The organism is Exiguobacterium sp. s40 (assembly GCF_018617905.1).
Lineage (GTDB): Bacteria > Bacillota > Bacilli > Exiguobacteriales > Exiguobacteriaceae > Exiguobacterium > Exiguobacterium mexicanum_A.
Window position 1 is genome coordinate 1 of sequence record NZ_JACSLC010000013.1, and the last position, 13,350, is coordinate 13,350.

Annotated in this window: 9 protein-coding genes and 2 riboswitches; of the genes, 2 read left to right on the forward strand and 7 right to left on the reverse strand. The window is 48.3% G+C overall.

Annotated features, from left to right (window positions below; translation table 11 throughout):
• Positions 1-816: 816 nt before the first annotated feature.
• From KNP02_RS11305 to KNP02_RS11330, 6 genes are all read right to left on the reverse strand, one after another.
• Positions 817-2,178: an NCS2 family permease gene (locus KNP02_RS11305; RefSeq protein ID WP_251129294.1), complete on the reverse strand. Its 1,362-nt coding sequence runs from the start codon at positions 2,176-2,178 to the stop codon at positions 817-819.
• Between the two features lie 89 nt (positions 2,179-2,267).
• Positions 2,268-2,369, reverse strand: a riboswitch (purine riboswitch).
• 137 nt (positions 2,370-2,506) lie between these two features.
• On the reverse strand, positions 2,507-4,030 hold the full coding sequence (gene guaA / locus KNP02_RS11310) for a glutamine-hydrolyzing GMP synthase (protein WP_034781662.1): 1,524 nt from the start codon (positions 4,028-4,030) through the stop codon (positions 2,507-2,509).
• A 111-nt stretch (positions 4,031-4,141) separates the two neighbouring features.
• A riboswitch (purine riboswitch) is annotated at positions 4,142-4,242 on the reverse strand.
• Between the two features lie 39 nt (positions 4,243-4,281).
• Complete coding sequence (locus KNP02_RS11315; RefSeq protein WP_214709529.1) at positions 4,282-6,378, reverse strand: transglutaminase domain-containing protein; 2,097 nt, start codon at positions 6,376-6,378, stop codon at positions 4,282-4,284.
• Positions 6,375-7,442, reverse strand: a complete 1,068-nt coding sequence (locus KNP02_RS11320; protein ID WP_214709527.1) for a DUF58 domain-containing protein — start codon at positions 7,440-7,442, stop codon at positions 6,375-6,377. The genes KNP02_RS11315 and KNP02_RS11320 overlap by 4 nt, the downstream gene beginning before the upstream one ends.
• Positions 7,439-8,392, reverse strand: a complete 954-nt coding sequence (locus KNP02_RS11325) for an AAA family ATPase (RefSeq protein ID WP_214709525.1) — start codon at positions 8,390-8,392, stop codon at positions 7,439-7,441. The genes KNP02_RS11320 and KNP02_RS11325 overlap by 4 nt, the downstream gene beginning before the upstream one ends.
• A gap of 172 nt (positions 8,393-8,564) precedes the next feature.
• The gene (locus tag KNP02_RS11330; RefSeq protein WP_214709523.1) at positions 8,565-9,170 is read right to left on the reverse strand and encodes a flavin reductase family protein; all 606 of its coding nucleotides are present in this window, start codon (positions 9,168-9,170) and stop codon (positions 8,565-8,567) included.
• A 258-nt stretch (positions 9,171-9,428) separates the two neighbouring features.
• Here KNP02_RS11330 and KNP02_RS11335 point away from each other — a divergent pair, with 258 nt between their 5' ends.
• Both KNP02_RS11335 and KNP02_RS11340 read left to right on the forward strand, forming a co-directional pair.
• Complete coding sequence (locus KNP02_RS11335; protein WP_251129295.1) at positions 9,429-11,267, forward strand: ATP-binding protein; 1,839 nt, start codon at positions 9,429-9,431, stop codon at positions 11,265-11,267.
• Between the two features lie 201 nt (positions 11,268-11,468).
• Complete coding sequence (locus tag KNP02_RS11340; protein WP_214709521.1) at positions 11,469-11,786, forward strand: hypothetical protein; 318 nt, start codon at positions 11,469-11,471, stop codon at positions 11,784-11,786.
• A 62-nt stretch (positions 11,787-11,848) separates the two neighbouring features.
• On the opposite strand, the gene KNP02_RS11345 is transcribed toward KNP02_RS11340, so the two are convergent.
• On the reverse strand, positions 11,849-13,111 hold the full coding sequence (locus KNP02_RS11345) for a tetratricopeptide repeat protein (protein ID WP_214709519.1): 1,263 nt from the start codon (positions 13,109-13,111) through the stop codon (positions 11,849-11,851).
• Positions 13,112-13,350: the final 239 nt, after the last annotated feature.

Below are 13,350 nucleotides of genomic sequence, written 5' to 3' on the forward strand. Positions count from 1 at the left end.
ATAGCTCTTTAAAAATGACGAAGCTTGCGCTTCATTCAAAAATTGTAAAACTTTTTTTGCCTCATCGTTCAGTTTTCAAAGTTCGTCTGTCGCTCTTGGCGACTAAATGATAATAACATTTGTCATTATTGTGTGTCAACCAGTTTGTTTACTAAGTTGTAAGCATCGCTGGCAACAGAGATAACTATAGCATCCCTTTCTATAACACGGCAAGCATTATTCTAAAAAAACTTTAAAAAGTTTTAAATCACCTTTTCACCTCGCCCGACTCAAGGATTGGAAGACGATCGACCGACGGAATGATTTTACATTACGGAAAAGTACCGACCGGGGTCAAGGGAGGATTGTACCAACTATCTAACCTAATCTACTGCTCACACTCCATAGTCCCCTTTCCGGAATCAAGCGTTATCTTCCTAGCTATGATGTCTTTCCAGACTCTCGCAGAGACCAACCGTTCGGAAACAGGCCACGTACGCTACAACTATTTGAATCTCCAAATCGCGAATCAAACGGCTCAAACGTTTCAACTCCTTCAATATATTGAGGACAATTGCCTAGTAGGTGAATGGCGGTTAAATACACCATCGACTGTTTAATACCATATATATGAAGAAAACCATCATTTCACGAAGGAATGGTGGAACAGGACCATTCGCCACAATCAAATTTTCAGATGCGTTCTCTCACAAGGTGTCACGTTTATCCGCAATGAACACATTACAGAAACCACGCACCAACGATGTATGATCTGTTCCTTCCCGAAAACACTGCATACAAAAAAAGCCGACTCATAACCGAGTCGGCTCCGTTTATTTACGCGTGTGGCAAGAACATGAAGTACGCCAAGAATATGACTAGCATTCCGTACATGATTGGGTGAATCTCTTTTGTCTTCCCTTTCGCGATCATCATGAGCGGGTACAAGATGAACCCAAGCCCAATCCCCGTCGCAATCGACGAAGTGAGTGGCATCATGATAATCGTTAAGAATGCCGGAACCGCGATTTCGATTTTTTTCCAATCGATATCAAGGAGAGCTGAAGCCATCAACACACCAACAATAATCAAGGCCGGTGCCGTGACCGGTGCCGTGACAACCGCTAAGAGTGGTGAGAAGAACAAAGCCAATCCGAAGAATAAACCTGCGAATACAGCAGTCAACCCTGTACGACCACCCGCCGCAACTCCCGCCGACGACTCTACATATGATGTCGCAGTCGATGTCCCAAAGATTGCACCTGCAACCGTCGCAGTCGAATCAGCCATGAGCGCCTTACTCGCACGCGGCACTTTGTTTTCTTTCATGATCCCAGCTTGACGCGCCACCGCGACGAGCGTGCCGGCTGTATCGAAGAAGTCGATGAAGAAGAACGTCAGGATGACGACAAGCATTTGAAGTGTGAAGACATCACCAAAGTTAATGAACGCTTGGCCGAACGTCGAAGACATGCTCGGCGGCATCGATACAACATCTGAAATCGCAGTCGGTGTCGGCACGAGACCAAAAATCATTCCCGCGATAGCCGTCAACAACATCCCAATGAAAATGCCACCTTTGACGTCTCGTGCCATTAGCAATGCACTTACAACAAGACCGAATACCGCGAGGAGCGTAGTTCCTGTTCCGAGCGAACCGAGACTAACAAGCGTCGCTTCGTTCGCAACGACAATTCCTGCATTTTTCAAGCCGATGAAGGCGATGAAGAAACCAATTCCTGCAGCCACCGCCATTTTAAGCGGAGCCGGAATCGCGTTAACAACCGTCTCGCGAATGCCCGAGAGCGTCAAAGCGATAAAGAACAGTCCTGAGACGAGAACACCCGAGAGTGCCGTCTGCCAAGGGATGCCCATGCCGATGACGACACTGTAGGCGAAGAAGGCGTTAAGCCCCATACCTGGCGCGATGGCGATCGGGTAGTTGGCGAATAGACCCATCGTGACCGATCCAATCAGTGCGACGAGACCAGTTGCCACGAAGACGGCTCCCGGATTCATGCCAGCAGCACCAAGCACGTTCGGGTTGACGAATAAGATGTAAGCCATGGCCAAGAATGTCGTGAATCCTGCGACGAGTTCGGTTTTCACGTTCGTTCCAAGTTCTTTCAACTGGAAGTGACGTTCGATTCGGCTTTCTGACGGTTGATGTTGCGGTTCTTGCTTGAGCTGTGTGCTCATTGATTTTCCTCCTTGGCTCGCCGTAAAACGAGAAAAGGTCCCCGATCGATGACCGGAGACCCCACGCGAAACATACAGGGACATACGTCCCCGAATCTATGTCTCGCCGTAGTGAAATCATTTAAGGTGATTTCGTAGAGACTCTCGGGCCATATTCCCGATATTATACGGCAAAATAATTTTTAATTGTTCGGATATGATAAGAACGTTTTTATCTTAACAACGTCAAAAATGAATGTCAACAGTAATGACGGATTTTAATCAAATATTTCATTCTAATGTTCGGTTTTTCCATATAAAAACAGAGAGGATTGCTCCCCTCTGCCTATTATTCCCACTCGATTGTTGCTGGTGGCTTCGATGTGATGTCGTACAGGACACGGTTGACGTGACTGACTTCGTTGACGATACGGACCGAAATCTTCTCGAGTACATCCCATGGGATGCGGGCCCAATCCGAAGTCATCCCATCAATTGATGTGACGGCACGTACGCCGACGGCATAGTCATACGTCCGCTCGTCGCCCATGACGCCGACTGAACGAATCGGTGTAAGGACCGTGAAATATTGCCAAATATCACGTTCGAGACCGGCTTTCTTCACTTCTTCGCGCAAAATCGCATCAGATTCGCGCACGATTTCGAGTTTCTCTTCTGTGATTTCACCCAGAACACGAATGCCAAGACCTGGTCCCGGGAACGGTTGGCGCCATACGATATAGTCTGGCAATCCGAGTTCAGTACCGAGTTCACGTACTTCGTCTTTAAAGAGCGTGTTGAGCGGCTCGATCAACGTGAAGTTCATATCTTCTGGAAGTCCACCGACGTTATGGTGCGACTTGATCGTTTGTGCCGTATCTGTTCCACTCTCGATGATATCCGTGTAGAGCGTACCTTGGGCAAGGAAGTCCATGTCCACAAGTTTAGACGCTTCTTCGTCAAACACGTAGATGAACTCGTTGCCGATGATTTTACGCTTTTGTTCTGGATCTGAGACGCCGGCTAGTTTCGCCATGAAACGATCACGTGCATCGATTTTGATGACTTTCATGTTAAATCCGTCCGCGAACGTCTTCATGACGCTGTCCGCTTCGTTTTTACGGAGCAAGCCATGGTCGACGAACATACATGTCAACTGGTCGCCGATCGCGCGGTGAACGAGCGCCGCCACGACCGATGAGTCAACACCGCCTGACAACGCGCAAAGAACTTGCTTGTCACCGACGATTTCACGAATCTTCTCAACTTCGATGTCGATGAAGTTTTCCATCGACCATTCGCCTTTGGCACCACACACTTCATAGATGAAGTTTTTCAAGATGTCGTTTCCGTACTCCGAGTGACGGACTTCCGGGTGATACTGCACCCCATACATCTTGAGGTCATCACTCTTGATTGAGGCGACCGGACAAGAAGGGTTCGTCCCATCAACGATAAATCCTGGCGGTGCTTCCATGACGAGGTCACCGTGACTCATCCAAACAGTATGTTCCACTGGAAGATCCTTGTAGAGGGCCGAAGCTTCCGGTGTCGAGAAGAGCGTCGCTTTCCCGTATTCACGATGTGCGGCCCGCTCGACACGTCCACCGAAGTGATGCGTCATGAGCTGCATGCCGTAACAGATCCCGAAAATCGGAATCCCGAGTTCGAAAATTTCTGGGTCACAGCGATATGCGCCTTCCGCGTACACACTGTTCGGTCCACCCGAGAAAATAATCCCGGCCGGAGCCAGTTCACGAATCTCAGCAGCGGTCATCTTGTGGGAATGAAGCTCACTATATACGCCAAGGTCACGCACACGACGTGTGATCAACTGGTTGTACTGGCCTCCAAAGTCGAGCACCAAAATCATCTCTTGTTCTATTTTCACAAAACCTCCACCTTTCTGCCTTCTTCTCAAAAAAAGAGCGAGCTTCTCCCACGGATTCACTAAACCGAAGAAGAAGCACGCCCTTTTCTGTGTATACGAAACGTGCTCCTTCATAGTCGGTCCATTTACGGTGGTCCGGTAGAGACTCTCGCGCCAATTTGCGAGTATATACGAAGGAATGCTGTTCAATTATCTAACTAATGCGTCTATCTTACTGTATGCATCCGCCTACTTCAACTTATAATTCGACGAATCATGATTTTCCAATATTCTTTATATTTTGAATTCGGTGTTTGGTCGGCATAGATACTTTGCTCGAACAGACGGGTCAATCTCGTCATTTCGGTCGACTCATAATAGGCATCGACCTCTGCAGCGAGTTCGGACGGCGTGCGCCCGTCGACTTTGAAGCCTGCTCCGCGGAGTCGTTTAACTAGATATCGATGCATGGCGACGAGTCGGTTTTCATTCAATGGACGCCGTGTCCACCAAAGCATCAGGACGAGGCGTTCAATCGATTTTCGGTTCCATACGAGAACGGCGACCGTAAAGACAATCAACACCCAACCCCAGACCGGCATATTCCAATTCTCCGTTGCCGCCTCACCTGATGTGACATCATCGAGTGCCAAATCTTCCTGTGGACGGTTCGTCTGCTCATTGTCTTGCGATGCTTGTGGATCGTTGGCTGCCGGGTCTTCTGAATTCGTTTCGTCCTCCGTCTCGATTTGAAGTAAGTTGGCGTCCGAGAAACTGATCGTCGCCTCAAGCGGGACCCAGCCTGCGCCTTCCACGAAATATTCTACCCATGAGTGAGCGTGACGGTTCCGGACCGTGTATTCTTCTTCCCCTTGAATGACCCCGCGCGCATCACCCATCGTGAAGCCTTTGACCCAACGCGTCGGCACCCCGCTCGCCCGTAGAAGGACAGCGGCCGAGGTCGAGAAGTTGTCGCAGTACCCAATCAACGTATCAAACAAAAATTGATCGACGTAATCGGTATCCCCTTCCGGGACGGCGACGTCTTCCGTATTGTATTGGAAATCTCCAGATTGGAAGTAGGCTTGAACCGCTTGGGCTTGGTCGTAAGGTGTCTCACTGTCGCCCGTGATATCGGCCGACAAGTCGCGGACCCGATCCGGAAGCGAGTCCGGCAGTTGCAAGTACGCCTGCCGTTCTTCTTCCGTCAACGTCGTAACCGGTTCGTTCAATGCCAGTTGCTCTTCAGTAAAGGAAGGGACGCTGTAGCGAAGTTGAATCGTCTGCGGCGTCGTTTGGCCATCATTGTCGAAGACAATCTTTCCGGACGGACGGATGTGAATCGTCTCGTTCGGGAACGGCTCCTCGATACTGCCGACCCTGAATTCGGTCCCATTTTCCGTCTCGGTCGCTTGTGGATACTCCCCGCCATACGGGACGAACGTTTGACGCCGGTCGAATCGGAGCAGCGCCTGTTCAGGCGTCGTATCGACGTCCGGGTCGACGAGCTGGCCGCGGTTGTAGTCCGAGTCGAGGACCGGGGACTCGACCCAACCTTTACCGGTGTAAATCTCTTTTGATTCGATGCGCCAGTAGCGTGCCGGTACACCACGGGCGATGAAGACGATCCCGTCATCCTGTTCGAACGGTCCACCGAGTTGCTCATCGTTCACCCCGTAGCCGACTCGACCGCTGCCTGACCCTTCATCGTTGCCAGCGTTTTGGAAACTCGTCGTCAACCGATCGGACCAGTCCCCTTCAATCGTCGGCGACACGCTCGCGAGCGCCAACACGACCGAAGCGAGGAGAGCGATACTGACATAGCGGACGAGCGACTTGCTCGGCCGTTTCGCCAAATCGGTCACGAAGAGTAATAAGAGTGACGCTAAAATCGCAAGTAGTATTTTTCCTTCTCCGTCATAAAGCGTCCATGTGTCAAAGTACGCCATCAATCCGAGCGTCGAGACGATCATCCCGAGGACGAAACCATAGCTTGGATACGTCCGTCCGACCAAGATGGCGAATAGGACACCGATGAGCGCCATCGCCGAGAAGAAAATTGCTTCTTCTGGTAAAGCCCCGCTCAGCACGCCACTCAAATCTTCTAGCCAGAGCCCAAACCAATCTAAGATACTGCCGTGATACACGTACAAGATGGTAAAGAAGTTGAGGACAACCACAGCGATGAACCCATACCAAGGCAACAAGCTCGCAAACATCGGTACGAGGAGTAAAAACAGGAACGGCCAATTGACGTCGAACGTCGTGCTTCCGACAATCGGCTCGACCCAAAACGACAACAAGTAAGCGGCAAGTGCCGTATAGACAATCCGTTTCACCCACATCGTCATGTCGTCACCTCATTCGCCGTGTACAAGTGATAGCTGCCTTGGGTCTCATTCATGATTTCGCGTACCCATTTCGTTTCGAGCGGGCTGATTAAAATCAAGTTTCCGACCTCTTGCGGCAAGTTACGCTTCACTCGTTCAACGAGATGTCCTTCCGGTTCCGGCGTCGCCGTCAGCAAGTAATGCCCGACCTCGGCGCTTTGGTCCGGCAAATGGAAAAGGCGGACCTGTTCTTCGATGACATACAGTTCAAACGGCAAGTTTTTCCGTTCAAGTTGCCGAATCGCGCCGACGAGTAACGACAGCGATCGTTCGAACGCTTCTTCGTGTCCGGCAGATGTGGACGGGACGAAGACGAGCGAGAGTTTTTTCTCCTGCTCTTGATCGAACGTTTTCGTCATCAAGTTATCTCGACGAGCCGAGGCCTTCCAGTCAATCCGGCCGATGCGGTCACCGGCCGCGTATTCCCGGACACCGCTCGTCGTGTTCGCTACTTCTGTATATGTCCGCGTGCGCCGGTACTGTTCGCCACGCCCACCGACCTGCTCATCACGCGGCAAATCGAACGGAAGTTCAGCCGGCGACACTTCGACGACCGTCTCGAGCCGCAACGTCCGTTTACGATCGAATAACCCGAACACGTCACGTACGTGAAGGACCGTCCGATCGAACACGTGGATCCCCCGGCGGATCTGTTCGATTTCGTAATGCACCGTCTCTGTTCGCCGAAAAAAGCGGTCGACCGGGGTAACAATCACGTCCGTCGATGTAGCGAGACGAGGCGGTGGTGTCTCTTCTAACGTGACGACCCCGACAAGAAACGGATACTTCCGCTCCACTTGCAGTTCTACGTCCATCGTTTGGCCCGAGACGAGCCGTTTCGTCGTGATTCGCCGCGAGACGTTGGCTGCCGTGACCGGGTAAATCATAAAGATTGTCCAATACGCCGCCAAAACGAAAAATGACCACCAAAGTGTCGAGGCGACGATACTCCCTTCGATCCGGGCGAACGCGTAAAGTCCGAATGCCGCCGCCCACACGAGGAACAGCTTCACCCAATTTTTCATACTTCTTTGACCTCACGATCCATCGGGACCGGTAGCGAGTCGAGCCAACCTTTGACGAGCTGTTCGGCCGTTTTCCCTTTATAACGCGCCTCTGCCGTCAACAAGATACGGTGACCGAGCACACTACCCGCGAGCGCCTTCACGTCATCTGGCAAGACGAAATCACGGTTATGGATATACGCCCACGCCTGAGCAGCCTTCATCAGAGCGAGCGTCGCACGCGGACTACCCCCGAGGTACGTGTTCGGGTCGTTGCGCGACTCATGGATCAAGCGGACGATATACTGTTTGACCGCACTCGAGACATGCACGTCACGCACGTCACGTTGCATCTGTTCGACTTCGTGTTTCGTGATGACACTTTGGAGCGCCTCGAGCGGCTCTGCCTTTTCGAAACGGGTCAACAAAGAGATTTCTTCATTGAACGACGGGTACCCCATCTCGATTTTAAGAAGGAATCGGTCAAGCTGGGCTTCCGGGAGCGGGTATGTTCCTTCATGTTCAATCGGGTTTTGTGTCGCCATGACGAAGAACGGGGAAGGTAAGATTTTGACTTCCCCATCGACGGTCACACTGCGCTCCGCCATCGCCTCGAGTAACGCCGACTGCGTTTTCGGAGAGGTCCGGTTGATTTCATCAGCCAAGACGATGTTCCCCATCAAAGGTCCCGGACGGTACTCGAACTCTTTTGTCTTTTGATTGTACATCGAGATCCCCGTCAAGTCGGACGGCAACATGTCCGGAGTGAACTGAACGCGTTTAAAATCCAAATCAATGGCACGACTAAACGTACGAACGAGCATCGTCTTCCCGACCCCGGGCACGTCCTCTAACAATACGTGACCTCCGGCAAGCAACGCAGTCAAACTTTTTGCGATGACATCTTCTTTCCCGACGATCACCGTTTCAATGGCATTGATGATTGATTGAATGGCTGGACGATAGGACATAGCCGACTCCCCTTTTTTCTCTAATCGCTGAAGCGTTCGAAAATTGAATGTTCTGACTTTATTGTGACATATTCAAGCGCTCGTGTGAAAGAAAACCATCACGCCAATCGGTTTTCCATTCTTTACCCGAAAAAAGGCGCCTTGTCTCTGATTTGAGCAGGCGCCATGACGTTTATTTTGGACGTTCGATTTCAAAAGTGTCCCCGAGGGTCGCATAAAAGTTGCCCGCGAGACGACTGACCGGCGCCAGTTGTTCCGCATCGATGCGTCCAGCATGATAAAGTGCTGGCTCGATGTGAAAACGGACGACGCGAGCGATCAACAAGTCCGCTGTCACGACGCCATCGTGTTCGATTGGCACGTGATGGTGAAGTTTACACTCCATCCGGATTTTGGCTTCTTTCACACCCGGTGTCTCCACGACGTCGCTAGGCACGATGGTGAAGGCCGTCCGCTCAAGTTCGCTTTCCTCGGGTCCTAGATTGGCTGCCGTCTCATTGACGAGGGTCACATTCGTTTCGTCTACGACATGGATGACGAGTTCTTCGGTCGCGACAGCGTTTCGAGCCGTGTCTTTCATGACACCGCCCTTCCGTTGAACCGACACCGAGAGAAGTGGTGGTTCGGAAGCGACGATATTGAAATAACTGAACGGGGCGGCGTTAATCGTCTCTCCGTTTCGTGTCGTCACAAATGCGATTGGGCGCGGTACGACACTTCCAATCAAAAATTTATACGCGTCACGTTCGGTTAAAGCTGAAGGTTCAATCGATAGCATACGATAGCACTCCTTTGGATTCGACTATAGGTTCAAACTATCCCGTTCACAGCGGACGTGTCAAACGTGAGCACATCGGAATGTGTAGGATGATGAAATACGGGGTATATCCGTCTAGATATGACAATTAAACAGACAATCATCTGATGGCACATCGCTTGAGCAGTTCGGTGTTCATCTGATTTTTCTTTTTGTATATTTCGGTTATGACGATTGAATTGAAGATGGTTTTAGTTAAGGAAGGAAGTAGAGCGTATTATGGGCAAGTGGATTGAACAATTGAACAGTCGTCAAATACTCGGCATCCTCTACGGAGTCTGTGCTATGAGTCTTGTCTTAACGGCAATTGGCGCTTGGGTCGTTCGAGACGGAGCGGTATCACCCACTGAATTGTTGTCGTTGCGTTGGATTTGGATGATCGGCCTCATCATGTTTATCGGTGCCATCTTATTGATTGGTCGACCGCTCATCAAACGGATATCGACTCAAAATGAAAAGATGCATGCGAAGCAACAAGAGATGCAGTCGGTGCTCGAAGCATCTAAACAAAACGAAACAAAACTGCAGTACCGTAACGAACTGATTGAAGTGCTCGCCTCGAAAGAGTCACTCTTTGATTATTCATCGGTCATCGAAAAAATCGTCTTGTTGACTGAAGCAGAGTTCGGGGCTCTACTTATCATCAAGGACGGCGAAATTGTTTCAGTCGTACCAAAAGGCATGACGGAAGATCAACAAGAAGATTTAAAGACCAAGTCTCTTCTGTTGAAACGCGTCATGATCTCTAAATCGTTAGAAGCGACATCTAAAAAGATTGCCGACGAAATTCATGAACACCCGTATTACATTCATGAAACGGTCATCCCCGTTAAAGACCCGTCAGACAGCAACATGATCGGATGTCTTTATTTAACGTGCTACGACGAACAGTTCGACGCGAGCGAAACTTCGGAATTAAACGCGTTTGCAAACCAGTTGGCGATTTCTCTCTTGCGGACCCAACTTTATCGCCAAATGCAACAAGACCGGAAAGAGACGGCTCAGCTCATCAATTCAGTACGTGAAGCCATCTTATACCTCAACTACGAGGAGAACAGCGTTGTCGGAAACCGCGCATTCATCCGTATGTTCGACGAGTTGCAATTCGAGTATCAAGGCTACGAGCAACTGACTACCGTCTCGATCGATATCGAACAGTGGGCGGAACGCGTCGATCAACGGGATCGTTTTATTAGCTACATCGAGCGCGTGTTCGACCAAGACCCGCCAGAAGATGGCCTGTCCGTCTCGCTCGATCAAGGCGATTGCTTCCTTCAAGTATATGCCGAGAGCATTTACCGGGATGGGAAGATTCACGGCACGATGCTCGTGTTGCGTGATGTGACGGCCGAGACCGAGATTGACCGGATGAAGTCAGAGCTCGTCTCAACAGTCTCACACGAACTGAGAACCCCTTTGTCATCGATTTATGGGTTCACGGAACTGATGCTCGAGCGTGACTTAAAAGAAAAACGTCGCGAATTGTATTTGAAGACTATCCATGACGAAGCGAAGCGTCTCTCCTACTTGGTAAACGACTTCCTCGACCTGCAAAAGATGGAGGCCGGGAAACAGACGTTCGAATGGAAAACGGTAGACCTTCTCGACCTTGCCCGTGACAGCATCAGCTTCTATCAAGAAACGACCGACTCGCATCATTTACATCTCGATGCCGACGTCGGACAAGACTTCAAAATCGAAGCTGACTTAGAAGGAATGCGGCAGTTGCTCGGTAACTTGCTCAGTAACGCCATCAAGTATTCACCTGAAGGCGGCAACGTGCTCGTCTCGTTGGAACGACTCGAAGGACAAGTCGTCATGAAAGTCCGGGATAACGGGATGGGCATCCCTTCTTCCGCCTTGCCGAACTTGTTCGGCAAATTTTACCGAGTCGACAACTCGGACCGCCGGAAAATCGGCGGAACAGGCCTCGGTCTCGCCATCTGTAAAGAGATCGCCAAAGCGCACGACGGACATTTACATGTCGAATCGATCTACGGTGAAGGCAGCACCTTTGTCTGTGAGCTCCCGACGTCAAAAGAGGCGATTCATCAATGAGCGCGGCCGGATTCATTCCGGTCGTGTTTTTATATCGTCGCTTCTCTTTTTTGCAGGAATGTTTTGGCATAATCTAGAAAAAGAGTAACACCGAGAACCTGAGGCGACGTCACTACACCCTTCCCATTATTCTCGCAGGTAAAATTTAAAAAAAGAGTTATACTAGTAAGGAAGAGACAGACAAGATTGGAGGTCATGGAGTTGGATCATCGCGACCCACCGTTTTCAGAAGTAGGCGACTTTAAACAATGGGGCCGTTTTGATATAAACGTGCCACTGCAGGGCGGGCAAGCTGAACTTCAGACTGCCGTGTCGATTGTAAGAAATCATATTCCGTTGCGATTGGGTGGATTTTATATCATCGCGAGTGAAGATGGGATTTTGATAAGCGGCTCACACGACGCCAATTTACAAAAGCACATCATTCACTTGCTCCAACAAGTGCAAACGGGCCATGTGGAAGATGAAGCGTTGATGAACGAACCGATTTGGACGATTCATTATTTCACCACTCCATAAAACGACAAGAGACGATTCGGGCGTCTCTTTTTTTGTGCAAAAAAAGAACGCCTCGAGAGGCGTTAATCCCATCGAGACATAATCGCAATGGATTTTTCATAGTATTCAGTGGATAGTTTATACTTCCCATTTTCACGTAGCTCACGCGCTAACCAAAGTGCGTATTTGTTTGTGTATAGATAGTCATCGAATGACTCAAAATATTGAACAGCTTTTTTTAAACTACTAATTAATTTTAATTTATCGTGTTCTTGATAACAATTTTTATAAACTTCAAAATGATGGTGAAATTCTTCTAGACCTTCATGATTCCCTATAATCTCATATCCATTACCGAGCCATGTTATAACCCCATCTGAGTCTTCTTGTTCAGCATAAACTTCGATTAAGGAAAGAACGCTGTAGAGTTTGCTTTTGGAATCAGACTTGTAAGATAGACTTTCAAGAAAATACTCCAACGCCTTTTCTTGGTTACCTAATAAAGAATAAATTTCCCCCATATTGTTATACAACATGCCATTATAATATTTTAAGTCAGTTGCACTAGTGACTTTAGTAGCTCGTTCGTAATGAGACAATGATTCTGAATAGCGTTTTCTTCTTTTGTAAGAAAGCCCGATGATTAAATGACACTCAATGATTCTTTCTACATAAAAATTATCTTTAAAATATCCAAGTGCAAATTTAACGTTCTCAATAGCTTGTAAATAATCCGTCGATTTATAATACAATCCCCCCATGATATATCGCATATCTGCAATCTCCCAATCAGGAATATTCGATGTAGGCAATTGTTCATTTAGTTGCTCTAAAAGCTGCAATGATGATTCCTTATCGTTTGATTGAAAATGGGTCAAACTTTGCATGAGCAAATATCTGATTTTATTGTCTCGATCTAATTGGTCTTCAAGCCACCCAAGTTCGTTTAAATAACGCCCTTTTCCTCCAGGCATCAAATCGAATCTTGCCAATGTAATCAGTAACATAATATATAATTCTTTCGATTGATTAACTACTGGATTAGAAATGTATTTTTCAATCTGCTTTCTTCTATCTTCATCTCTTCTCGTTAGAACTGCTTCTTTTAAAATACTTTGAATTTCTTCTCTGACTTTATCAACTTGTTGACTAAAATCAAAATAAACAGGGACATTTATATTCAACTTTTCAAAAATCAATTCTAGTACTTCTTCACTAGGTGTCGTTTGATTATTCTCAATCTTACTTAAATACGATATGGAACAAATACCTCTCGCTAAGACAGATTGCTTCATGTTCTTACGCATACGCTCTACTTTAATAAGGTTACCGTAGTTATATTCCATCTTAAGTAGTAGCTCCTTCGTCCCAAATATGATTAGTTTTTGTATTAATTATTCGCTATTTCCTGCTGTTTAGGAAAATGGAAGCTAAAAACCTCAAAAAATCCGATGCTTTTTGCACTAATTTTCCCAACCGACTACTAAACGAATGACCTAATATACATGTTAAGATTTAAATAAGAACTAATATATTAGTTCTCAATTTAGGTCCATTGGTTTATTAACAATCTACCACCAGAAAA